Source organism: Actinomadura luteofluorescens (assembly GCF_013409365.1).
Lineage (GTDB): Bacteria > Actinomycetota > Actinomycetes > Streptosporangiales > Streptosporangiaceae > Spirillospora > Spirillospora luteofluorescens.
Map to the genome: position 1 here is coordinate 9437570 of NZ_JACCBA010000001.1, position 21592 is coordinate 9459161.

Here is a 21592-nt window from a genome sequence, read left to right on the forward strand (position 1 = left end):
CGGGGACGTCCCCGCTCGACAACCAGGGAGCCGCGATGACCGCCGTCCCCGGCCGGGCGCGCCGCGCCGATGCCGAGCGCAACGCGCGCCTGCTCGTCGCGGCCGCCCGGGATGTGTTCGACGAGCGGGGCCCCGGCGCGCCCCTGGACGAGATCGCCAAGCGCGCGGGCGTCGGCAACGCGACCCTCTACCGGCACTACCCGACCCGCGACGACCTGCTCGCCGCCGTCTATGCCGACGAGGTCGCGGCCCTGTGCGAGCGGGGCGCCGCCCTCCTGGCCGAGGCCGACGCGGGTGAGGCGCTCCACGCCTGGCTGGAGTCCTTCGCCGTCCAGGTCGCGACCGGGCGCGCCCCGGCCTTCGCCGGCGCGGACGGCGACGGCGCGCGGCGCACCGAGCAGTTCGCGCGCTGGCACGCCGCCCTGACCCGCGCCGCCGAGAGGCTCCTCGCCAGAGCGCAGCGGGAGGGCGCCGCCCGGGGAGATCTCACCGTGGCCGAGGTGCTGACCCTGGCCCACGCCATCGCCACCTCCAGCACCGACCCGGACCGGGTCCGCCGCCTCCTCGCGATCGCCCGGGACGGCCTAACCGGCCGGTGAGAGCGGGCGGCCCTCGGCCAGTTCGAGGTGGGTGCCGGTGAAGGCGGCGCGCAGGCGCCGGTCGTGCGTGACCACCACCAGCGCACCCTGGTAGGAGGCCAGCGCCTCTTCCAGCTGCTCGGTGAGCATCGGCGACAGGTGGTTGGTCGGCTCGTCGAGCAGGAGCAGGTCCCGGGGCTCGCTCACCAGCCGCGCCAGCTCGACCCGGCGCCGCTGCCCGTGGGACAGCTCCGCGAGGCGCAGCTCCAGGTCGCAGGGGCGGAACAGGCCCAGGGCGAGCAGGGCGTCCGCGTGCTCGTCGGGACTGCCCGGACGGCCGTGCGCGTAGGTCTGCAGGACGGTCCGGTGCCCTGCGCCGGCCGGCCCGTCCTGCCGGAGGAACCCGACCCGGCCGGTGCGGCGCACCTCGCCCTCCGCCGGGCGCAGCTCCCCGGCGAGGACGCGCATCAGGGTGGTCTTGCCCGCTCCGTTCGGGCCGGTGACGAGGAGCCGCTCACCGGCGCGGACGGTCAGGGACTCCACGCGGAGCCGTCCCGGCACCACCACGCCTGCGAGCGCGGCCACCTCGTCACCGGCGGCGCCCGCGGCGGCCGGGACGGCGGTGAAGCGCAGCGGCTCGGGAGGCGGCGGCGCGGGGTGGTCGACCAGCCACCGCAGCCGCTGCCGGGACTGCCGGATGCGCCCGGCGGCCCCGTGGGTGCGCGAGCGCGCCCGCCAGGCGCCGGTGCCCATGCCCGCCTTGACCGTCTTGCGCGGGATCGCGGCGAGGCGGCCCGCGTTGGCGTCCACCAGCGCGGCGTGCCGGTCCAGCTCGGTCCTCCACTCCTCGTGCGCCCGCGCCTGCGCGGCGCGGTCGGCGGCCTTGGCGGCGAGGTATCCGGCGTACCCGTCGCCGTAGCGGCGCACCTGCCCGCCGTCCACCTCGACGACGGCGGTGGTCACCCGCTCCAGGAACGTCCGGTCGTGCGTGATCGCCACGACCGTGCCCCGGTGGGCGCGCAGGCGCCGTTCGAGCCACGCCGTGGACTGGTCGTCCAGGTCGTTGGTCGGCTCGTCGAGCAGCAGCAGCTCGGGGGAGGACGCCAGTGTGGCGGCCAGGGCGAGCCTGGAGCGCTCGCCGCCCGAGAGCGTGCCCAGCGGGCGGCCCCGGTCGAGCCCGGGCAGGCCGAGCCCGTGCAGCGCGAGCTCCACCCGGACGTCGGCCTCGTAGCCGCCCCGCGCCTCGAACTCCGCCACCAGTTCCGCGTAGGCGTCCAGGTCCGGGCGCTCCCGCCCGCCGGTGGCGCCGAGCGAGCGTTCGGCGGCCCGCATCCGGGCTTCGAGGTCGCGCAGGTCGGCCAGCGCGAGGTCGACGGCATCGGCGACGGTGGCGTCCGGCGGCAGCGCGAGCGACTGCGGCAGGTACCCGACGCCGCCGGGCGCGACGGCCACGACCTCGCCGTTGTCGGGACGCTCGGCGCCCGCCATGAGCCTGAGCAGCGTGGACTTGCCGGACCCGTTGTCGCCGATCACTCCGAGGCGCTCGCCGGGCTTGACGCTGAGCGAGACACGGTCCAGGACGGTGCGGGTCCCGTAGCGCTTGGTGATCTGGTCGAGTGCCAGTTGGGCAGGGGCGCGCAGAGCGCCACCTCCTTTTCGTCAGGTTTGGACGGGTGTCGCGGGTCAGCCCGGGGCCTTGCGGCTGAGGTGCTCCCAGGCTCGGTACTCCTCGGTGCGCGCCCGGTCCATCTGCTGGACCATGTCGTAGGAGGCGGCGCCGACGATCAGCCGCAGCGGCGGTTCCTCCAGAGCGGCGAGCTCCATGACCACCGGGGCGGCGGTGCCCGGATCGGGACCGGCGTCCTCGCCCCACATCTCGGCCATCCGGACGCGCAGCGGCTCGTACTCCGGGAGCGGCGAGGTCGCGGTGGTGCCGCGCGTGAACAGGTCCGTGCCGTACCCGCCGGGCTGCACGATCGTCACCTTGATCCCGAACGGCGCCACCTCCATCGCCAGCGCCTGGCTGAGCGAGTCGAGCGCGCTCTTGCTCGCCGCGTAGAACCCGGCGGAGGCGACGCCGCCGCCGGTCCCCATCGTGGTGACCTGCAGGATGTGGCCGGAGCCCTGCCTGCGCAGGTGCGGCACGGCGGCCTGGGCCACCCAGACCGCGCCGAAGAAGTTGACGTCGAACTGGGCGCGGATCTGCTCCTCGGTCGCCTCCTCCACCATGCCGAGCAGCATGGCGCCGGCGTTGTTGACCACGACGTCCAGCCGCCCGAACCGGGCCGCCGCCCGGTCGACCACCGTCCGGACGGCGGCGCGGTCGCGGACGTCCAGCGTCAGCCGCGCGAGGCGGTCCGGGTGGTCGGCGGCCAGGCCGTCGAGCGGGGTCAGGTCGCGCGCGGCCGCCACGACGCGGTCGCCGGCGGCGAGCGCCGCCTCGGCGAAGGCCCTGCCCAGGCCCCTCGACGCGCCGGTGATGAACCATACGCGGGCGGTCGTCATCCACGCTCCTCGCTTCCTGGAGACGAGACGGTTCGTCTCGCTGAAGGAGTATGCGGCCGTGCCACCCTCCTGTCAAGACGGACCGTCTCGTCTCGTTTGCGGTACACTCCCGGCGTGTCCAGCACCAGAAAGCCCGACCCCGCGCGGCGCAGCGAGCGATCCCGGCAGGCCGTCCTCACCGCCGCGCGCGAGGTGGTCTCCGAGCTCGGGTACGCCAAGGTCACGATCGAGGCCATCGCGGCGCGCGCGGGCGTCGGCAAGCAGACCATCTACCGCTGGTGGCCCTCCAAGGGCGCGGTGGTCTTCGACGCGTTCCTTGCGCTCAGCGAGGGGGAGGAGGGCGTCCGGCTGCCCGACACCGGCGACATCGCGGCCGACCTCAGGACCGTCATGCGGGCGACGGCCGCCGAGTTCGCCGACCCGGCGTTCGAGGCGCCCCTCAGGGCGCTCAACACGCAGATCATCGACGATCCCGACCTGGCCGCCCTGTACCGCGAGAAGCTGGCCGACCCTCTCGACCGGGCGAAGAAGGACCGGCTGCGCAGCGCCCAGCAGGCGGGCCAGCTGCGCGCGGACGCCGACCTCGACCTCGTGCTCGAAGTGCTGTACGCCCCGCTCTTCCAGCGCTGGCTGCACCGCTCGGGGCCGCTCACCCCCGCGTACGCCGACGCGCTCGTGGACGTCACCCTCCGCGCGTTCGCCCCCTGAACCGCGCGACGAGAACCCCCACCCCCGGCAGGGCCGGCGGGGCTGAAATCCCGGCAAAACTTGCCCATGCCGCGGTGCGGGACGTCCGGAATGCCCGCCCGGACGCCGTTAACGTGCAGGAATGCCCCAGACGCCCGGCGAGCCGCCCGGCGACGAGCCCGGCGCCACGCCCGCCCGTGAACCGGCCGGCGCCGCCCCCGCCGCCGAGCAGGCCGCCGGGCAGGACGCCGAGCGGTCGCACCAGATGCCGCCGTGGCTGCCCAAGGCGTTCGCGCTCGCCGGCGGGAGCGTGCTGGCGTTCCTGGCAGGGCTGTGGCTGCTGGAGCGGCTGCGCGAACTGCTGCTGCTCCTGCTGATCTCGCTGTTCCTGGCCTTCGCGATCGAACCGGCGGTGAACTGGCTCGCCGCGCGCGGCTGGCGCCGCGGCGTGGCGACCGCGGCGATGTTCGTGGTCGTGGCGCTGCTGATGGCCGGGTTCCTCGGCGGCATCGGGTCGCTGCTGGCCGCCCAGGCCAACAACCTGATCACCGGATTCCCCGGCTACGTCCGCCGGTTCGTCGGATGGGTGAACTCCACCTTCGGGACGCACCTGTCGCAGCGGACCGTCTTCCAGCGGCTCCCCACCGTCACCGACGCGCTCTCACGGCACCTGTCGGGCCTCGCCGCGAACGTGTGGGGATTCGGCACCACCGCCTTCGGCGTCATCTTCAACGCCCTCGGCGTCCTGCTGTTCACCTTCTACCTGTCCGCCGAGGGCCCCCGGTTCCGCCGGACGGTGTGCTCCGTGCTGCCGCCGCGCCGCCAGCGCGAGGTCCTGCGCGCCTGGGAGATCGCCGTCGACAAGACCGGCGGCTACATCTACTCCCGGGGACTGCTCGCCCTCATCTCCGGCATCGCCCACTACGCCGCCATGGCCGGGCTCGGCGTCCCGTACGCGGCGGCCCTGGCGCTGTGGGTGGGCGTGGTCTCGCAGTTCATCCCCGCCGTCGGCACCTATCTGGCCGGCGCCGTGCCGGTGCTCATCGCGCTGACCAAGTCGCCGAGCACCGCGCTGTGGATCCTGCTGTTCATCATCGCCTACCAGCAGTTCGAGAACTACCTGCTGCAGCCCCGCATCACCGCCCGCACCCTGGACATGCACCCGGCGGTCGCGTTCGGGCTCATCCTCGCCGGCGCCGCCGTCGCCGGGCCCATCGGGATCCTGCTGGCGATCCCGCTCGGCGCCAGCCTCCAGGCGTTCGTCAGCGCCTACGTGCGACGCTACGAGGTGGAGGAGCATCCCCTGACCAAGCCGGACGCGCCCCCCGGTCGGTGGTGGCGGTGGCTGCGCCGCTGACCCTTTACCGGATCGGGGGCGGTTCCGGGACGGATCGTCGAGCATTGCCGTGGACGGGAGCCGCCCCCCGCGGCTACCGTGCCGGGAGGAACCTTGATCATCAGCCAGCTCGGGGGCGGGAGGGAGCCGTCATGTACCGTCCCCGCACGCGCCGCCGCAGGTGGCTCGCCGGCCTCGCGGCCGGGGCGCTCGCGGTGACCGGCCTCGGCGGCGTGGACGCGTCCGCCGCGCAGGCCGCGCCGCACGCCGGCAAGGATCCGCGGCTGATGCGGATCCTGCGGTCGATGTCGCTCCAGGACAAGGCCGCGCAGCTGTTCGTCCTGCAGGTCTACGGCAAGAGCGCCACCACCGCCGAACCGGCCGACGTCGCCGCGAACCGCAAGCTGTACGGGGTCGACAACGCCGCGCAGGTCGTCGCCCGCTACCACCCCGGCGGCTTCATCTACTACGGCGACAACGTCACCGACCCGCGGCAGCTCGCCGCGTTCTCCAACGGCATCCAGCGCGCCGCCGCGGCGCAGCCCCTGCGCGTCCCCGCCACGATCGCCATCGACCAGGAGGGCGGCATCGTCGCCCGCGTCCAGCCGCCCGCGACGCAGTCGCCCGGCAGCATGGCCCTGGCCGCCGGGCGCCGCACCGGCGACGCCCGGGCGCTCGCCCGCATTACCGGCGGCGAACTGCGCGCCGTCGGCGTCAACCAGGACTACGCGCCCGACGCCGACGTCAACGTCAACCCGGCCAACCCCGTCATCGGCGTCCGCTCCTTCGGCTCCGACTCCGCCCTGGTGTCGGACATGGTGACCGCGCAGATCGGCGGCTACCGGGCCGGGGGCGTCACCCCGACCGTCAAGCACTTCCCCGGGCACGGCGACACCACCACCGACAGCCACACCGGCGTCCCGCAGATCGACCACACCCGCGCCGAATGGGAGAGGCTCGACCTGCCCCCGTTCCGCGCCGCGATCAAGCAGCGCGTCGACTCCATCATGACCGCGCACATCGTCGTGCCGTCGCTGGACCCCTCCGGCGACCCCGCCACCCTCTCGCGGCCCATCCTCACCGGCATCCTGCGCGACCGCCTCCACTACCGGGGCGTCGTCGTCACCGACGCCCTCGACATGCAGGGCGTCCGCGACAAGTACGGTGACGAGAACATTCCCGTCCTGGCCCTCAAGGCCGGCGTGGACGTCCTGCTGAAGCCGCCCGCCGACGCCCAGGGCGACGGCGTGTTCCCCCGCCAGCTCGCCGCCGTCGTCAACGCCGTCAGGTCCGGGGAGCTGACCGAGAAGCGCATCGACGAGTCGGTCTACCGGATCCTGGAGCTGAAGCAGCGCCGCGGGCTGTTCCGCGACCCCTACGCCGACGAGTCGAAGATCGGCCAGGTCGTCGGGACCCCCGAGCACCTGGCCGTCGCGCAGCGCGCCACCGACCGCACCACCACCCTGGTCAAGAACGGCGCCGGGATCCTGCCCCTGCGCCCCGGCGCCCGCAAGGCCCTGGTCACCGGATGGGGCGTGTCCACCACCGCGACCCTCGGCACCGAGATCGCCCGCCGCGGCGCCACCGCCACCATCCGGCAGACCGGCCTCAGCCCCGGCCAGCCCCAGATCGACGAGGCCGTCGCCGCCGCGCGGGACCAGGACCTGGTCGTCGCCGTCACCAACCGCGCCTGGGACGTCAAGCAGGAGCCGGGCCACAACGGGCCCGGGCAGGCGGACCTCGTCAAGGCGCTCGTCGCCACCGGGAAACCGGTCGTCGTCGTCGCCGTCCGCGACCCCTACGACATCGCCTGGTTCCCCGAGACGACCACCTACCTGGCGACCTACTCCTACACCGCCGAGGCGCTCCGGTCGGCCGCCAAGGTGCTGTTCGGCGAGCTGGACCCGAGCGGGCGGCTGCCCGTCGCCATTCCCGCCCGCGACCAGCCGGGCACCGTCCTCTACCCGTTCGGGCACGGCCTGGGCTACTGAGCCCCCGGCCGGGCCGCACGCGCGGCGGCCCGGCTCCGGGACGGCAGCCGCAGCCGCACCGGAACCGGGCCGGGTTCGCACCGGGGGACGCGCGGGCGCGTCACACCTTCCGCGCGCCGATCGACTTCATCAGCGTCGGCCACACCGCGCCCGCCTCACGCACCCACGCCGGCCAGTTGTGCCGGCCGTCGCCGTAGATGTGGGCGGTGTAGGGGATGTTCAGCTCGTTCAGCCGCTTCTGGAAGTCCCTGTTGTTCGCGCCGACCGCGATCTCGCTGAGCAGGCCGATGTCCCACGGCGCCACGTCGGGGTCGCCGGGGCCGGGACGCCCGGTCGTGCCGGCGGAGAAGAACAGGCCGGTGCCGCGCAGCTTGGGCGCCAGCGAGTACGGGTCGTGCGCCGCCCAGTTGGCGTCGTCCGACCACGGGACGCCCCAGATCGCGAACGGGTCCTGGCCGTTGCCCGCGTTGGTGAACATCAGCAGCGCCGGCATTCCGATCGAGCGCATCGACAGGATGCCGCTCAGCGACGCCGCGTACTTGAACATCCCCGGGTGCCGGGCCGCGTAGGACATCGCGCCGGCGCCGCCGGAGGAGTTGCCGATCACCGCGCGCAGCGCGCCCGCGTGGTAGTTGCGCTCCATCAGCTGGCGCACCTCGGCGGTGTGGAAGGTCTCCCACCTGGGCGTCCCGCCCTTGCCGTAGTTGTACCAGTCGGTGTACGAGCCGTTGTCGCCCTCCGGCATGACGACGATGACGTTGTACTTGGCCGCCCACGCCTCGATGTCGGTGTTGCGCGTCCAGGAGGTGTAGTCGTCCTGGCCGCCGTGGTAGGCGTACAGCACCGGCCACGTCGCCGTCGCGTTCCGCGTCCAGTTCTTCGGCAGCAGGATGCGGGTCTTGACCGCCCGGCCCAGGGCGGGGGAGTCGATGGCGACGTCGACCTCGCGGGAGGCGATCTTCTTCTCCGCGGTGATGCGCGCCCCGTCGTCCGCCCGGACCGGTCCCGCGAGCGCCTGCGCGGGACCGGCGCCGACCGCTCCGAGACCGGCCGCCAGCACGACGGTGATCGCCCCGGAGGCCAGCGAGCGCCGCCAGGTCACCCGGTGCGGGCGGCGGCGGCCGGTCGGTGTCGTGTGCAAGGCTCACCTCGCGGATCAGGCCCGACCCCCGCGGCCGCGCGACTTCCGCAGAGTGTCCTCGCCTCCGGCGAAATGATCTACGTGGGCGGCTGACAAGATTTCTCCGCGCCGCTGTGGAGAAGTGAGTGATTCTCAGGCCCCGCCGGCGGCGGCCTCGGCCAGCAGCGCGGCCAGATCGCGGGGCCGGGAGAGCATCGGCCAGTGCCCGGTCGGCAGCTCGTGGTAGGTCCAGCCGGGCCCGGTCATCATCGAGAAGACCGGGTGGCCGCTCTCGCCCATCTGCTTCACCGCGGCCAGCGGGATCGTGGAGGCGATGAGCGTGCGGGGCGTGGCCGGCACCGGGTCGGGGCGGGTGAGCGCCTGCGTCACGGTGCCGAACGGCTGGGGCGTCCCGCGCTCGCGCATCGCGGCCAGGTGCTCGCCGGTCAGGCCCGCGAGGTTGGCCGGATCCTGATCCGGGTCGAACGCCGGCACCGGGAGCCTCCAGCCGTCGCCGTGCTCGTCGACGGCCTTCTCCAGTTCCGCGCGCGAGGCGGGATCGTGGAAGTCGATGCCGGCCAGCCCTGACGGCATGGGGCCGGTGTCGACGTAGACGATCCGGGCGATGCGCTCGGGGATCCGGTCGGCGGCGCCGGTGACCGCCATGTTCGCGCCGCTGTGCGCGACGAGCACGACCCCGGTCAGGTCGTCGTCCTCGATGAGCCGCACCAGGTCGTCGGCCTGCCCGTCGACGTCGGTGCCGGGGGCGGCTTCGTCGGCCCGCTCGGCCTGCCCGGCCGGCGTCACCGCGCGCACCTCGTGGCCCGCGGCCCGCAGGTCCGCCGCCACCTCGTCCCACGCCCAGGCGCCGAGCCAGTGCCCCGGGACCAGTACGAACGTCGCCTTGCCAGCTGCCATGTTCAGCCGTCCTCTCGGTGGATGTGATCCCACGCTAGGGTCGATACCGGACAAGAACCGCCCGGATTAAGCGAGTGACCCGTGCCACACCCCGCGCCGTCCCATCCGACTACCCGCGTCCTGGCCATGCTGGAGCTGCTGCAGGCCAACCCGCGCATGGGCGGGGCGGAACTGGCGCGGCGGCTCGGCGTGGACGAGCGGACCGTCCGCCGCTACGCCGCCCGCCTGGACGATCTCGGCGTCCCCGTCGTCGCCGAACGCGGCCGGTACGGCGGCTACCGGCTCATGCCCGGCTACAAGCTGCCGCCGCTCATGCTCACCGACGACGAGGCCACCGCCGTGGTGCTCGGGCTGCTGGCCGGACGGCGGCTGGGGCTGCCCGGGCAGGCCACCGAGAGCGCGCTGGCCAAGGTGCAGCGCGTCCTGCCCTCGGTCCTGCGCGACCGCGTCCAGGCACTGCGGGACACGCTCGGGTTCACCCTCGCCGCCCGGGACTCCGCCGCGCCCGACACCGGCGCCGTCCTGACCCTCGCCGCGGCGGCGAGGCAGAGGCGCCGCGTCCGGATGCGCTACCGGTCCTGGCAGGGCGCCGAGACCGAGCGGGATCTGGACCCCTACGGCCTGGTCTTCCACTCCGGCCGCTGGTACGTCACCGGCCACGACCACCGCAGCGGGGAGATCCGCACGTTCCGCGTCGACCGCGTCGCCGCGGCCGAACCCGGCACCGCCCGCTTCGAGCCGCCCGATGACGTCGACCCCGTCCAGCACGTCACCCTGTCGCTGGCGCGGGTGCCCTACGCCCACGAAGTGGAGGTGCTGCTGGAGACCGATCTCGCCGAGGCGCGGCGCCGGATCCCCGCCACGACGGCGACGCTGGCCGAGGCCGCCGGGGGAGTGGTGATGACCACGCGCGCCGAACGCCTGGACGGCATGGCGCGGATGCTGGCGGGCCTGGGTTTCCCGTTCGTCATCCGGCGGCCCGACGAGCTGCGCGACCACGTCCGCGAACTGGCGCAGGCCCTGCAAGAGCAGGCCGGGCGGTGACCGCCGGCCGGGCGTCGCTCAGGACTCGGCGCGGGCGTCCCACTCGCGGCGGAGCATCGCGTAGACGACCTCGTCGCTCCACTCGCCCTTGACGATCTCGTTCTGCACCAGGTGCGCCTCACGGCGCATCCCGAGCCGCTCCAGGACGCGGGCGGACGCGGCGTTGCGGCCGTCCAGCCGCCCGCAGACGCGGTGCAGGTCCAGCCCCTCGAAGCCCAGCCGCAGCACGACCTCGGCCGCCTCGGTGGCGAACCCCTTGCCGTGGTAGGCGGGATTGAAGATGTAGCCGATCTCGCCCTGCCGGTGCTCCCGGCTGCGCCACTGCAGGTTGACCTCGCCGATCAGCTCACCGGTCTCGCGCCACTCCACCGCCAGGACCAGCCAGTCGCCCTCCTTCTCCACGGTGGACGCGCTCATCTTCTGCTTCAGGAACGACCGCGACTCCTCCACGGAGCGTGGTTCCCAGTACAGGAAGCGTGCCACCTCGGGCAGGGACTGGTAGGCGTACAGGCCCTCCAGGTCGGTTTCGCGAAACGGCCGCAGGATCAGCCGCTCGGTCTCGATCGGGTAGGCGGGACGGAGCATGCGTTGATCCTATTCAGGGGATTCGGTCTTGTGCGACCCGTAATTCCCCGGTAGCACCCTCCGTCCCGGCGCCCGCTACAGCCGATGGGCCCCGTGCTCGTCCTCGGCGCCCTCCTCGACGTCGTTCTCGACGTCGTTCTCGCGGCGTTCCTCCTCGTCGAAGGCGCGGGTGTCGCGGAACTCCACGTACGGCTCCTCCTTGGGGGGCTGCCCGGCGGCGATCGCGCGGCTGCGTTCGAGCTCGGCGTCCAGCTCGGCGCCCAGCAGGATCGCCAGGTTCGTGATCCACAGCCACACCAGGAAGATGATGATCCCCGCGAGGCTGCCGTAGGTCTTGTTGTAGGACGCGAAGTTCGCCACGTACAGCGCGAACAGCCCGGACGCCGCCAGCCACAGCAGGATCGCCAGCGCGCTGCCCGGCGAGACCCAGCGGAAACCGCGCTTGGCGTTGGGGGAGGCCCAGTACAGCAGCGAGAACAGGAAGCCGACCACCACCACCAGGATCGGCCACTTGGCGATGCCCCAGACGGTGACCGCCTGCGAACCGAAACCGAGCGTGTCGCCGAGCTTGCGCGCCAGCGGCCCGGACACCACCACCGCGATGACCGACCCCGACAGCAGCACCAGCGTCAGCAGCGTGACCCCGATGCGCAGCGGCACCGTCTTCCAGAACGGGCGGCCCTCGGGGACGTCGTAGACGGCGTTGGAGGCGCGCATGAACGCCCCGACGTAGCCCGACGCCGACCAGACGGCGGCCGCGAGGCTCAGCACGGCGACGACGCCCGCGCCTCCGGCGCCGCCCTCGAGCTGCCTGATCGAGCTGACGAGCAGGTCCCGGACCGCGCCCGGCGCCAGACTCCCGACGTTCTTGACCAGGCTGTCGGTGGCCGACTGGCCGGCCATGCCCACCAGCGACACCACCACCAGGATCGCCGGGAAGATCGACAGGATGGAGTAGTAGGTGAGCGCGGCGGCCCAGTCCGAGAGGTTGTCCTTCTGGAACTCGCCGAAGGTGCGTTTGAGCGTCTGCCACCACGACCGAGCGGACAGGTCGGTGGGCGCTCCGGGCTTGCGCATGCGCGTCCTTCCCGGCCACTCAGCGCCGGCCGGTGCGGCGTACCGTGACGGCGCGCTTCTGCCCGGTGCGCATCCGCACCTGCACCGGCGCCCTGCGGCCGCGTCCCCGCCGCATCCGCGACACGTCCCGCAGCACGTCTCGCGGTGTGGTCCGGGACGTGCGGCGGCGGCGCAGCCACACCGCGCCGAGCGCGAGCGCCCCGGCCGAGACGATGACCACGCCGCCCTGGCGCGCCCTCGCCTTGCCCTGCTCCGACCCCGCCATCTCCCGCGCCGACACCGCCGCGTCGCGGGCCCTGCCGCGCGCCTGCTCGACCTTCTGCCGCGCCATGGCCTTCACGTCGGCCTTGGCCGCGAGCTGCTCCACCGTCTCACCGAGCTCATGCCGGGCCCGGTCGACCTCCTGACGCAGTTCCTCGGTGCCCGCCTCGGCGCCGTGCTTGCCCTGCATCGTCATCGGTGCGTCGCCCTCTCCTTCAGTTCGGCCACGGCCAGCTTGGCCTCGTCCATGGCCTGCTCGGGCTTGGGCGGTGTGGCCCGCCTGGTCTGCGCCCGGCCCATCAGCGCCAGCACGCCCGCCACCACCAGCAGGAACCCGCCGATGATCAGCGCGGCCGCCCACACCGGCAGCGCCAGCGCGATCGCGGCGACCGCCGCCGCCAGCAGCACCGCCACCCCGTAGAGCGCGACCAGCGCCGCGCCGCCGAACAGGCCGGCGCCGGTGCCCGCGTGGCGGCCCTTGTCCTTCAGCTCGGCGACGGCCAGGCGCATCTCCGCCCGCATCAGGTCCGACACCTGCTGCGCGGCCTGCCGCACCAGCTCGCCCGTTCCCGCCTCGTGGCGCTCGGCGCGGAACTCCGTCGCGTGTCCCACGTCCTGCCGGTGCACGCCGGTCGTTCCGGCCTGGCCGTCGCCGTCGTGTTGCTGCCGCACGATGCTCATGCCTCCAGGCCCCCCTCCACGTTTCGAAACCTGGAAAAGGGCGTTCCCCGTGCGCATGGGCTAAACGTGGCGGCGCCCCGACACGCGGTGAGCAGCAAGGGTCCGGCCGCGGCGGGCGCCCCCGCCGGCCGGCTCAGGCCGTGCTGAGCCAGTGGACCCGGTGCGCCTCGGTCGGGTCCGGGGTCTCCCACCGGCGCACCAGCCGGTCGATCACCGCGTCCGGGACGGGCGAGCTGCGCGCCCGGTTACGGTCCCGCAGCACCCGCGGCGGCGCCTCCAGCGCGACGACCTCGACCCGCCCCCGGTACCCGGCGACGAGGCCGGTGCACAGCTCGCGCTGCTGCCGGGACACGTTGGTGGCGTTCCAGACGAACGACCGTCCGGCGCGCAGGTGGTCGCGGGCCAGCTCGTACGCGGCGGCCGCGACGGCGCGCTGGTCGCCGGACGGGTCGACGCCCATCTCGGCGCGGAGCCGGTCGAGGCTCACGACGGGCACCTCCGGGCGGTGCGCGGCGATCCAGTGGTCCTTGCCGACGCCCGGCAGCCCGGACAGGACGGTCACGGTGCAGCGCGTGTCGTCGTAGGCGGCGTAGCCGGGGTCGCGGTCGGGCTTGCGGAAGTACCAGAACCGCGCGTGGTCGGAGGGGAAGGCCCGCGGTGCGTCCAGGCAGTCCTGCTCGGCGCAGTACTCCCCGTACAGGGCGACGTTGTCGAGCAGTTCCTCGGTGTCGGGGCAGATCCGGCCGAGGATGTCGGCGGAGGCCAGCAGCACCAGGTCGTCGTTCCGGGCCAGCAGGCTGACACGAAACGCGATCTGCCGCAGGTCGGGCCGCTCCAGGGCCCAGAAAGGCACCTGGTGGTGGCGGATCAGCGCCGCCACGTGCTCGCGCCAGGCGACCGGCGCGCCCAGTTCCCACAGGATGCGCCGCACCATCAGGTCGCCGCGGCGGGAGTGGCCCCGCGCGGTGATGCGCCCGTCGTCGTCCAGGGCGGTGCAGTGCGGCTTGGCGATGTCGTGCATCAGCACGGCGGTGAACAGGCGGACCCGCTCCTCCGGGGGCCGCTCGCGCCATCGCGGCAGCGCCGCCAGCGCCTCGCACGCCATCCGGGTGTGGGTCTCGACGTCGCCTTCGCCGTGGTAGACGGAGTCCTGCGGGACGTTCGCCATGTCGCGCACCCAGGCGAAGGCGTCCCGGATCCGCTCCCACGGGACGGTCCAGTGCGGCGGCGCCGGGCACAACTCCTCAAACACCCGCATACAGCACCTCCGGATCGGCCAGGCCGTTGGCGACGATGGGCCGCTCCTGCCAGTGGGTGCCCGAGTCGAGGATCGCGGTCAGGAAGCTCGGCCGGACCCACTTGTAGCGGTCCACAGTCTTCCCGTCCTCCTCCACCTTGATGTAGAGGCCTTCCATCTCCTCGGAGGCGTCGGTCTCCGCGGCGACGCGGCCGGGGTCGGCGCCGCCCGCCTCGGCCGCCGCGCGCAGCGCGTCCCGCCATCGCGGGCTGCGGCAGGTGGAGGGACCGGCCAGCCTCGTCAGCGCGGCCAGATTCGGCAGCGGGCCCTCGTGCAGGACGGGCACCGACACCACCGGCGTCCCGGCGAGCAGCTCGCGGCGCCGCTCGGTCGACAGGAACGTCCCGTCGGTCTGGTCGAGGACGTCGAACTCGCAGAAGTAATGGGGAAGCGCGTCGTAGAAGACCGTGTGCTTGGCGTACAGCCATTCCCCGTACAGGACGTAGCGGTCGCGCAGGCGCTCGCGCAGGACGTGCTGGACCGACGCCGCCCACGCCTTCAGCGGACCGAACTGCCGCTCGCGCGGCCCGCCGGTCAGGTAGTGGCCGCGGCTCTGCAACCGCAGTTCGCCCTCGGGGGAGAAGCTGATGCCGGAGTTGGCGCCGTCGAGCTTCTCCTCCACCACCAGGTACCGCCCGGCGATCGCCTCGAACGGCACGGCGGCCAGATCGTGGTCGCCCGGTTGGAGCCGGGAGCCCGCGATGTGCCGGGTCCGGGGGTACTTGTGCAGCATGCGACCGTTCTAAGGCCGGGCGGCCGGTCCTGCCAACCGGTTTTCGGTCCGTCAGCGGGCCGGGACGGCGCGGGTGAGCGCCAGCGCGGCCAGCCACAGCGCCACGCTCGCCCAGGCCAGGACGTGCAGGCCCGTGGCGAACCCCGGTCCCGGGGCCGGACCGGCGACCGCCCCGTAGACGGCGACGCCGAGCGCCGTCCCGACCTGCCGGGCGGTGTTGTTGAACCCGCCGGCCAGCCCGGCGTGCGCCGGGGGGACGGCGCGCATCGCGGCGGCGACCACCGCGGTGACGATCAGGCCGTCCCCGATCCCGATGCCGAGCAGCGCCGGGAGCAGGGGCGCGTAGCCTCCGCCGGGACCGGCGCCGAGCAGGGACAGGCACCCGGCCGCGGCGACGGCGGCGCCCGCGGCGAGCGGGACCCGCGTCCCGAACCGGGCGGTGAGGCGCCCGCCCACCGGGGCCAGCACCGCCAGCGGAACGGCCATCGGCAGCAGCATCGCCCCGGCGACCAGCGCGGAACGGTGCCCGGCCTGCTGCAGCCGCAGCGTCGCCACGAACAGCACCCCGTTGGTGACCAGGTTCATGATGAGCGCGATGCCCCCGGCGCCGAGGAACGCCGGGGCCCGCAGGAGCCCGCCCGGGAGGATCGGCGCGGCCGCGCGCCGCTCCGCCAGGACGAACGCCGTCCCGGCGGCCAGGGTGAGGGCGGCGGCCGCGGCGGCGCCGTCCCGGTGCCCGTGGCCCGCGGCGATGACCGTCCAGACCAGGCCGCCGAGGGTCAGCGGAGCGAGCACCGTCCCCGCCCGGTCCGGCGCGGCGCCCGGCCGGGCGCGGCGGGGCTCGCGGACCAGCGCGCGGACGCCGCCGACCGCCGCCGCGGCGATCGGCGCGTTCAGCAGGAAGATCCACCGCCAGCCGACCGTGTCGACCAGCAGCCCGCCCAGCAGCGGCCCGGCCGGCAGCGCCGTGGAGGAGATCCCGGCCCACACCCCGAGCGCCCGTGCCTGCTCGGCGCGTCCCGGATAGTACGCGGTGATCAGGGCGAGGCCGCCGGGCAGCAGCAGCGCGGCGCCCGCCCCCTGCGCGACGCGCGCCGCGATGAGCGGGCCGGCGCCGGGCGCGGCCCCGCAGGCCAGCGACGCCAGCCCGAACAGCGCGAACCCGGTGAGCGTCATCCGGCGGTGCCCGATCCTGTCCCCGAGCGCGCCGCCGCCCAGCAGCAGGCCCGCGATCGTGACGGCGTAGCCGTCCACGACGCCCTGGAGGCCGGGCAGGCCCGTGCCGAGCGCCCGGCCGATGCCGGGGAGCGCGACGTTGACGATCGTCACGTCCAGCAGCACCAGGAACATCCCGGCGCACAGGATCGCGAGCACCGCCCCGCGCCGGGGCGCGGGGCGTGACCGCCGGGTGCCGGGGACCTCGGTCGCGTGCGTTGGGGAACCCATGCCGCCCACGGTGGCCCGCGGACGTTTCGGCGCGGCTCGAACCGTCCGGTCCCCGAGGGCGGCGGCGGGTCAGGCGACGGCGACGCGGGCGAGCGCGCCGGTCTCCAGGGCCACCCACAGGGCGCCGTCCGGACCGACCGCGATGCCGTGCGGCTCGGAGCCGGGCGTCGGCAGCGGGTGCTCGTCGATGCGGCCGTCGGGGCTGATGCGGCCGACGTGGGCGGTGGCCCACTCGGTGAACCACAGGTCCCCGCCGGGCCCGGCGACGATGGCGTGCGGGCGGGCGCCCCGATCGGGCAGCGGGAACTCGGTCACCTTCCCGTCGGTGGTGATCCGCCCGATGTGCCCGGCGCCGATGCCGGTGAACCACAGCGCGCCGTCCGGCCCGGCGGCGATGCCGACCGGCGCGGAGCCCTCGGTGGGCAGCGGGTGGACGGAGACCTCCCCGTCCGGCGCGATCCGCCCGATGGCGTTGCCCTGGTTGAGGGTGAACCACAGGGCCTCGTCCGGACCCGCCGCGATCATCGAGGGCATCGCGCCCTCTCCCGGCACCGGATAGGCGCTGACCTGGCCGTCCACGGTGATCCGGCCGACGCCGCCGGCGTGCATGCGGGTGAACCACAGCGCGCCGTCCGGCCCGGCGGCGATCCCGCACGGGCCCCACCCTTCGGGCAGGGCGAACGGCGTGACCTCGCCCGCGGTGGTGATCCGGCCGATCGCGTCGCCGGTGAACGCGGTGAACCACAGCGCGCCGTCCGGCCCCGCCGTGATGATCATCGGTTGGGCGGGGACGGGCCCGTGTACGGTGACGCCCCCGTCCGGCGTCACCCGCGCGATCCGGCCCTCATGGACGAGCGTGCACCACAGCGCCCCGTCCGGCCCGGCGGCGACGCTGTACGGCCCCGCCTCCGGGCCGGACACCTGGAACTCCTTGATGGTGGTGTGCGAACCGTCTGGCATGAATGTCGTCCCCCCTCGTCCCTCCATTGCTGTTTCCGTCCGAGGACGAAGTTAACGCAACTTGAGTTGCGTTACGATCGGATCATGGAGACCGTCCGGGATCACGGGACCGCGCGGTGACCGCCTCCGAGCCCGGGACCGTGCGCCCCGGCGGCCGCACCGCGCGGGTGCGCGACGCCGTCCGCGAGGCGACCCTCGCCGAGCTGTCCGGGCGCGGCTACCAGGGGCTCACCGTCGAAGGGGTCGCGGCCCGCTCCGGAGTGCACAAGACCACCGTCTACCGGCGGTGGGGCAGCGCCGACGGCCTCATCGCCGACGCCCTCGGCATCGCGGCCGCGGAGCCGTGGCCGATCCCCGACACCGGCACCCTCGCCGGCGACCTGCGCGCCCTCGCCCGGCTCGTCGTGGCCGGATTCGCCGATCCCGTCGAGGGACCGATCGCCCGCGCGTTCGTGCTGGCCGCGGCGCAGAGCGGCGACGCCGCCCGCTCCCTGCACGCGTTCTTCGCCCGGCGCCACGAGCAGTCCGCCGTCATCGTCGGGCGTGCCGTCGAGCGCGGCGAGGTCCCCGCTGACACGGACGCCGCCGAGGCCGTCCGGCTCGCCGTCGCGCCCCTGTACTACCGGCTGTTCATCACCGGGGAGCCGGTCGACGAGCAGGCCGCCGACCGGGCCGCCGCGTCCGCGGAGGCCGCCGCCCGCGCCGGCGTCCTCAGCGCCGCGCCGGACTCGTGACGGCCGGCGTGACTCGAGACGGCCGCGTTCCGGGTCGCGAGCTCAGGGGGCGTTGAGGACGGTGCGCAAAGCGGCGGCGTAGGCGCGCGGGTGGGTGGTGTTTCCGTTGTGGCCGCCGGGGAACTCGTGCAGGTCCGCGCCTAGCAGGTCGGCCAGCGCGAAGGCGCACTTGTTGTCGAAGACGGTGCGCGGAGTGGTGCGCCCTATGGCCGGAACGATCCGGGTCGGGGTCTCGGTGAGCGCGGAGACGTCGAGGGTGTCGTCGATGACCGCCGTGAAGTCGTGCTCGACGAAGAAGTCGAAGTTGCGCGCCCGCTGTGGCGTCATGGGGTGGCGGGTGAGGCCCGGCTCGGCGTCGGGGGCGGCAGGGTCGATGCCCAGCACCTCGGCGATCGTCGAGAACGTGGCGGCCAGCCCGTCGCGTCGGTGGACGCGCTGGACGTGCGCCAGCTCCCGCTCGTGGTGGGCGCGCTGGGCGGCGGGCAGCAGCCGCGGGGTGACGGGCTCGTGGGCGACGAGCACGCTGATCTGCTCAGGGTGGTCGACGGCCAGATGGAACCCGATGGAGGCGCCCAGGCTGCACCCCAGCATGAGCACCGGTTCGTCCGACAGTTCGGCGAGCAGGCGGTGGACGTCGTCGGCGTGCGCGGCCAGGCTCACTCCCCGGTCGGGGACGTCCAGCACGCTGCGCGACAGGCCGCGGCGGTCGTAGGTCACCACGGTGTAGTCGGAGACGAGCCGGTCGACCAGGTCCGCGCTGCGCCCGGCGTCCCCCTCGCCGCTCTGGGAGATCAGCAGCATCGGGCCGGCGCCGCGCACCTCGTAGTAGAGCGTGGCGCCGTCGGTCCGGAGCGTGCCCGTGGCCGTGGGGGCCGGGGTCGTGGCGGTGTCCATCGCAGGGTCCTCTCGGTCGGGGCGTTTCGGCCCGTGCGAGATCGACCGTAAAGCATCAAACTTGATACATCAAGCCTGATGCATCAGAAATGATGTAACTTGGCGGCATGGACGGAGTCGAGCTCTTCCTGCTGGGACGGACGCTGATGAAGATCGGCGAGGAGGCCCTGCCCACCGAGGGCATCGGCCGGCACTCCACCAGCGTGCGGACCGTCCTGATCGTCGCGAGCGACGTGCGCGCGCACCCCGGCAGCGCCGTCGGAGAGATCGCCACCCGGACCGGCCTTCCGCAGAGCGCCGTGTCGGCGGCCGTCGCCCGGCTCCGCGACACGGGCGCCGTCGTCACCGAACCCGATCCGGACGACCGCCGCCGGGTCCGCATCCGCCCCGCGCCCCGGCCCTCGGCCAGGGTGGAGGAGGTCAGGTCGAGCACCGTCGACGCCGCCCTCGCGGCAGCCCTGGACACGGACGACCCGCGACGGGTCGCCGAGATCGCCGGCCTCCTGGAGGAGCTGGCCCGGCACCTGACCCCGCAGTCGATCACCCGCCTGCGCGGCTAGGACGCCCCGTCATCACGCCGATGACCTACGGCCGCGCGGTCACGCCTCCAGGTCGGCGCGCCCCTCGACGATCGGCCGCAGGTCCGTGTAGGCCCGTGCCCGCACCGCCTGCGGTCCTGGGCACCGCGCGAGCCGCGCCGCGATCTGCGAGGCGCGGTCGAAGCCGTCGCACTCGATGACGGTGTATCCGGCGAGCACCTCGGCGGTCTCGGGGTAGGGGGCGTCGGTCACGGCCGGCTCCCCGTCCTGCATGTGGAACCGGCGGGTGTGGACGGGCGCGGCCAGGCCCTGGGCGTCCACGAACTCCCCGGACTCGACCAGGTCCCGGTTGAACTTCTCCATGAACGCCTGCATCTCGGCCAGCTCCCCGGCGGACCAGACGGCCTCGCCCCCGGGCACCTTGCCCGCCATCTCGTCGTAGTCCCGCTGTGACGCGTACAGCATGAGCATGTACTTCACGGTGGTCTCCCCTCCGGCCAAGCGCCCCGGTCGGCGCCTCGCGCGCGAGGCGCCGGAGCCGCTCAGGCCGCTTTCGACACCCCTCCCCTTTTTCTCGCGGCTCCATGTCGAGAACCGCGCGCCCGCTCCGACCACCCCGTGACACGTGAGCCGACCCGAAGGGGAGTACGGATATGGAGCACGAAGGGCAGGGCGCCGGGAGCGTCCGCGCCGGGACGCGCGGGTGGCTCGCACTGGCCGTCCTGGCGCTGCCGTCGCTGCTGATGGCCATGGACATGACGGCGCTGCTGCTCGCGCTGCCGCAGCTGAGCACCGACCTGGGAGCGAGCGGCACCGAGCAGCTGTGGATCAGCGACGCCTACGGGTTCATGGTCGCCGGATTCGTGATCACCATGGGGACGCTCGGCGACCGGATCGGCCGCCGCCGCCTGCTGCTCACCGGCGCGGCCGCGTTCGCCGTCCTGTCGGCCGTCGCCGCCTACGCCCCCGACCCGGGGACGCTGATCGCCGCCCGGGCCCTGCTGGGCGTGGCGGGGGCCACGCTGATGCCCTCGACGCTGGCGCTCATCATCAACATCTTCCGCGACGAGCGCGAGCGCGGGAAGGCCATCGCGATCTGGGCCACCTGCCAGTTCGCGGGCGGCGCGTTCGGCCCGGTGCTGGCCGGGCTCCTGCTCCAGCGCTTCTGGTGGGGATCGGTGTTCCTGGTCGCCGTCCCGGTCATGGCGCTGCTGCTGGCGGCCGGCCCGGTCCTGCTGCCGGAGTTCCGGGACCGGTCGGCCGGACGGCGGATCGACCCGCTCAGCGTCGCGCTCTCCCTGGGCGCCGTCCTGCCGATGGTGTACGGGATGAAGCAGCTGACGCTCGCCGACGGCCACGGCGTGGCCGCCCCGGCCGCGGCGCTCGTCGGCGGGGCGCTGGTCGGCGCCGTGTTCGTCCGGCGCCAGCTCGCGCTCGACCACCCGCTGCTGGACCTGCGGCTGCTGCGCAGCCGCCCGCTCAGCGCCGTCCTGATCTCGCTGGTCTTCGCGGGCGTCGCCATGGCGGGGACGGGCCTGATGGTGACCCAGTACCTGCAGGACGTGCTGGGGCACTCGCCGCTCGCCTCGGCCGTGCTGTTCGCTCCGATGGGGCTGGGCGTCGCAGCCGGGACGATGGCCGCGCCCGCGCTGGCCAAGCGGGTCCGCCCCGCCACCGCGATCGCTTCCGGACTCTCGCTCTCGGCGGCGGGCTGCCTCCCGCTCCTGGCGTCGGACGGGCTCGTGCCCGTCATCGCCGGCATCACCGTCCTGGCCCTCGGCACCGGCCCGCTGTTCGCGCTGGGAACCGGTCTGGTGGTCGGGTCCGTCCCGCCCGAACGCGCGGGCTCGGCGGCGTCGATGTCGGAGACCGGCAACTACCTCGGCGGATCGCTGGGCCTGGCGGTCATCGGCGTGATCGGCGCCTCCGTCTACCAGGCCCGGATGGACCACGTCGGCGGGGCCGCGGCCCGCACCCTGGCCGGCGCCGTCGCCGACGCCGGCCACCTGCCGCCCGCGCGGGCCGGGGAGCTGCTGGACGGCGCCCGCGCCGCGTTCACCGCGGGCCTGCACGTCACCGGCGCCATCGCCGCCGCGATCTTCGCCGTGCTCGCCGTCCTCGTGGCGGCGTCGGCGCGGCGGGGCGCGGCCCCGCAGCCCGCGCCGGCCTCGGAAGCCGAGGCCCGGCCCGCCGGGGTGTGAGGGGG

Annotated in this window: 22 protein-coding genes; 8 read left to right on the top strand and 14 right to left on the bottom strand. The window is 74.4% G+C overall.

Annotated features, from left to right (window positions below; all coding sequences use genetic code 11):
* Positions 1 to 35 precede the first annotated feature (35 nt).
* On the top strand, positions 36 to 599 hold the full coding sequence (locus BJY14_RS43400) for a TetR/AcrR family transcriptional regulator (protein WP_179848926.1): 564 nt from the start codon (positions 36 to 38) through the stop codon (positions 597 to 599).
* On the opposite strand, the gene abc-f is transcribed toward BJY14_RS43400, so the two are convergent.
* Positions 585 to 2219, bottom strand: a complete 1635-nt coding sequence (gene abc-f / locus BJY14_RS43405; RefSeq protein WP_179850001.1) for a ribosomal protection-like ABC-F family protein — start codon at positions 2217 to 2219, stop codon at positions 585 to 587. The two genes, BJY14_RS43400 and abc-f, sit on opposite strands and share 15 nt — an antisense overlap.
* A 42-nt stretch (positions 2220 to 2261) precedes the next feature.
* Positions 2262 to 3083 (bottom strand): SDR family NAD(P)-dependent oxidoreductase, encoded by an 822-nt coding sequence (locus BJY14_RS43410; protein ID WP_179848927.1) that lies wholly within the window; start codon positions 3081 to 3083, stop codon positions 2262 to 2264.
* A 114-nt stretch (positions 3084 to 3197) separates the two neighbouring features.
* Here BJY14_RS43410 and BJY14_RS43415 point away from each other — a divergent pair, with 114 nt between their 5' ends.
* The 3 genes from BJY14_RS43415 (at position 3198) to BJY14_RS43425 (ending at position 7097) form a co-directional block, all read left to right on the top strand.
* Positions 3198 to 3791 carry a TetR/AcrR family transcriptional regulator gene (locus BJY14_RS43415; RefSeq protein ID WP_179848928.1) on the top strand — a complete coding sequence of 198 codons (594 nt, stop codon included), beginning with the start codon at positions 3198 to 3200 and terminating at the stop codon, positions 3789 to 3791.
* A 121-nt stretch (positions 3792 to 3912) separates the two neighbouring features.
* The gene (locus BJY14_RS43420; RefSeq protein ID WP_246396331.1) at positions 3913 to 5127 is read left to right on the top strand and encodes an AI-2E family transporter; all 1215 of its coding nucleotides are present in this window, start codon (positions 3913 to 3915) and stop codon (positions 5125 to 5127) included.
* Between the two features lie 131 nt (positions 5128 to 5258).
* Positions 5259 to 7097, top strand: a complete 1839-nt coding sequence (locus BJY14_RS43425) for a glycoside hydrolase family 3 protein (protein WP_179848929.1) — start codon at positions 5259 to 5261, stop codon at positions 7095 to 7097.
* A gap of 100 nt (positions 7098 to 7197) precedes the next feature.
* Here the strand turns inward: BJY14_RS43425 and BJY14_RS43430 are convergent, their stop codons facing one another.
* Both BJY14_RS43430 and BJY14_RS43435 read right to left on the bottom strand, forming a co-directional pair.
* Entirely contained in the window at positions 7198 to 8238 is a 1041-nt protein-coding gene (locus BJY14_RS43430) for an alpha/beta hydrolase (protein ID WP_246396333.1), read from the bottom strand.
* A gap of 132 nt (positions 8239 to 8370) precedes the next feature.
* Positions 8371 to 9135: an alpha/beta fold hydrolase gene (locus BJY14_RS43435; protein ID WP_179848930.1), complete on the bottom strand. Its 765-nt coding sequence runs from the start codon at positions 9133 to 9135 to the stop codon at positions 8371 to 8373.
* An 81-nt stretch (positions 9136 to 9216) separates the two neighbouring features.
* On the opposite strand from BJY14_RS43435, the gene BJY14_RS43440 reads away from it, so the two are divergent.
* Positions 9217 to 10179 (top strand): helix-turn-helix transcriptional regulator, encoded by a 963-nt coding sequence (locus BJY14_RS43440; RefSeq protein ID WP_312879753.1) that lies wholly within the window; start codon positions 9217 to 9219, stop codon positions 10177 to 10179.
* Between the two features lie 18 nt (positions 10180 to 10197).
* On the opposite strand, the gene BJY14_RS43445 is transcribed toward BJY14_RS43440, so the two are convergent.
* From BJY14_RS43445 to BJY14_RS43480, 8 genes are all read right to left on the bottom strand, one after another.
* Positions 10198 to 10764, bottom strand: a complete 567-nt coding sequence (locus BJY14_RS43445) for a GNAT family N-acetyltransferase (RefSeq protein WP_179848931.1) — start codon at positions 10762 to 10764, stop codon at positions 10198 to 10200.
* A 75-nt stretch (positions 10765 to 10839) separates the two neighbouring features.
* On the bottom strand, positions 10840 to 11841 hold the full coding sequence (locus BJY14_RS43450; RefSeq protein WP_179848932.1) for a YihY/virulence factor BrkB family protein: 1002 nt from the start codon (positions 11839 to 11841) through the stop codon (positions 10840 to 10842).
* A gap of 19 nt (positions 11842 to 11860) precedes the next feature.
* Positions 11861 to 12298: a DUF3618 domain-containing protein gene (locus tag BJY14_RS44730; protein ID WP_218905859.1), complete on the bottom strand. Its 438-nt coding sequence runs from the start codon at positions 12296 to 12298 to the stop codon at positions 11861 to 11863.
* Positions 12295 to 12783: a phage holin family protein gene (locus BJY14_RS43460; protein ID WP_179848933.1), complete on the bottom strand. Its 489-nt coding sequence runs from the start codon at positions 12781 to 12783 to the stop codon at positions 12295 to 12297. The genes BJY14_RS44730 and BJY14_RS43460 overlap by 4 nt, the downstream gene beginning before the upstream one ends.
* A gap of 133 nt (positions 12784 to 12916) precedes the next feature.
* Positions 12917 to 14041: an AAA family ATPase gene (locus tag BJY14_RS43465; protein WP_179848934.1), complete on the bottom strand. Its 1125-nt coding sequence runs from the start codon at positions 14039 to 14041 to the stop codon at positions 12917 to 12919.
* On the bottom strand, positions 14028 to 14813 hold the full coding sequence (locus BJY14_RS43470; protein WP_179848935.1) for an RNA ligase family protein: 786 nt from the start codon (positions 14811 to 14813) through the stop codon (positions 14028 to 14030). The genes BJY14_RS43465 and BJY14_RS43470 overlap by 14 nt, the downstream gene beginning before the upstream one ends.
* A gap of 51 nt (positions 14814 to 14864) precedes the next feature.
* Positions 14865 to 16259 (bottom strand): MFS transporter, encoded by a 1395-nt coding sequence (locus BJY14_RS43475; protein ID WP_246396334.1) that lies wholly within the window; start codon positions 16257 to 16259, stop codon positions 14865 to 14867.
* 69 nt (positions 16260 to 16328) lie between these two features.
* Positions 16329 to 17219 (bottom strand): Vgb family protein, encoded by an 891-nt coding sequence (locus tag BJY14_RS43480; RefSeq protein ID WP_179848936.1) that lies wholly within the window; start codon positions 17217 to 17219, stop codon positions 16329 to 16331.
* A gap of 116 nt (positions 17220 to 17335) precedes the next feature.
* Between BJY14_RS43480 and BJY14_RS43485 the strand changes: the two genes are divergently transcribed.
* Positions 17336 to 17953, top strand: a complete 618-nt coding sequence (locus BJY14_RS43485) for a TetR/AcrR family transcriptional regulator (protein WP_312879754.1) — start codon at positions 17336 to 17338, stop codon at positions 17951 to 17953.
* 42 nt (positions 17954 to 17995) lie between these two features.
* Here the strand turns inward: BJY14_RS43485 and BJY14_RS43490 are convergent, their stop codons facing one another.
* Positions 17996 to 18847, bottom strand: coding sequence for an alpha/beta fold hydrolase (locus tag BJY14_RS43490; protein ID WP_179848937.1), 852 nt, complete (start codon positions 18845 to 18847; stop codon positions 17996 to 17998).
* A 107-nt stretch (positions 18848 to 18954) separates the two neighbouring features.
* On the opposite strand from BJY14_RS43490, the gene BJY14_RS43495 reads away from it, so the two are divergent.
* Entirely contained in the window at positions 18955 to 19407 is a 453-nt protein-coding gene (locus tag BJY14_RS43495; RefSeq protein ID WP_179848938.1) for a MarR family transcriptional regulator, read from the top strand.
* A 39-nt stretch (positions 19408 to 19446) separates the two neighbouring features.
* Here the strand turns inward: BJY14_RS43495 and BJY14_RS43500 are convergent, their stop codons facing one another.
* Positions 19447 to 19857, bottom strand: a complete 411-nt coding sequence (locus BJY14_RS43500; protein WP_246397857.1) for a YciI family protein — start codon at positions 19855 to 19857, stop codon at positions 19447 to 19449.
* A gap of 182 nt (positions 19858 to 20039) precedes the next feature.
* Between BJY14_RS43500 and BJY14_RS43505 the strand changes: the two genes are divergently transcribed.
* Positions 20040 to 21587, top strand: coding sequence for an MFS transporter (locus tag BJY14_RS43505; protein ID WP_179848940.1), 1548 nt, complete (start codon positions 20040 to 20042; stop codon positions 21585 to 21587).
* Positions 21588 to 21592 lie beyond the last annotated feature (5 nt).

Coding starts and splice junctions, on each gene's coding strand:
- BJY14_RS43400 (WP_179848926.1), top strand. CDS start 36: ATGACCGCCGTCCCCGGCCGGGCGCGCCGCGCCGATGCCGAGCGCAAC.
- BJY14_RS43410 (WP_179848927.1), bottom strand. CDS start 3,083: ATGACGACCGCCCGCGTATGGTTCATCACCGGCGCGTCGAGGGGCCTG.
- BJY14_RS43420 (WP_246396331.1), top strand. CDS start 3,913: ATGCCCCAGACGCCCGGCGAGCCGCCCGGCGACGAGCCCGGCGCCACG.
- BJY14_RS43425 (WP_179848929.1), top strand. CDS start 5,259: ATGTACCGTCCCCGCACGCGCCGCCGCAGGTGGCTCGCCGGCCTCGCG.
- BJY14_RS43435 (WP_179848930.1), bottom strand. CDS start 9,135: ATGGCAGCTGGCAAGGCGACGTTCGTACTGGTCCCGGGGCACTGGCTC.
- BJY14_RS43445 (WP_179848931.1), bottom strand. CDS start 10,764: ATGCTCCGTCCCGCCTACCCGATCGAGACCGAGCGGCTGATCCTGCGG.
- BJY14_RS43450 (WP_179848932.1), bottom strand. CDS start 11,841: ATGCGCAAGCCCGGAGCGCCCACCGACCTGTCCGCTCGGTCGTGGTGG.
- BJY14_RS44730 (WP_218905859.1), bottom strand. CDS start 12,298: ATGACGATGCAGGGCAAGCACGGCGCCGAGGCGGGCACCGAGGAACTG.
- BJY14_RS43460 (WP_179848933.1), bottom strand. CDS start 12,783: ATGAGCATCGTGCGGCAGCAACACGACGGCGACGGCCAGGCCGGAACG.
- BJY14_RS43465 (WP_179848934.1), bottom strand. CDS start 14,041: ATGCGGGTGTTTGAGGAGTTGTGCCCGGCGCCGCCGCACTGGACCGTC.
- BJY14_RS43470 (WP_179848935.1), bottom strand. CDS start 14,813: ATGCTGCACAAGTACCCCCGGACCCGGCACATCGCGGGCTCCCGGCTC.
- BJY14_RS43475 (WP_246396334.1), bottom strand. CDS start 16,259: ATGGGTTCCCCAACGCACGCGACCGAGGTCCCCGGCACCCGGCGGTCA.
- BJY14_RS43480 (WP_179848936.1), bottom strand. CDS start 17,219: ATGCCAGACGGTTCGCACACCACCATCAAGGAGTTCCAGGTGTCCGGC.
- BJY14_RS43490 (WP_179848937.1), bottom strand. CDS start 18,847: ATGGACACCGCCACGACCCCGGCCCCCACGGCCACGGGCACGCTCCGG.
- BJY14_RS43495 (WP_179848938.1), top strand. CDS start 18,955: ATGGACGGAGTCGAGCTCTTCCTGCTGGGACGGACGCTGATGAAGATC.
- BJY14_RS43500 (WP_246397857.1), bottom strand. CDS start 19,857: ATGCTCATGCTGTACGCGTCACAGCGGGACTACGACGAGATGGCGGGC.
- BJY14_RS43505 (WP_179848940.1), top strand. CDS start 20,040: ATGGAGCACGAAGGGCAGGGCGCCGGGAGCGTCCGCGCCGGGACGCGC.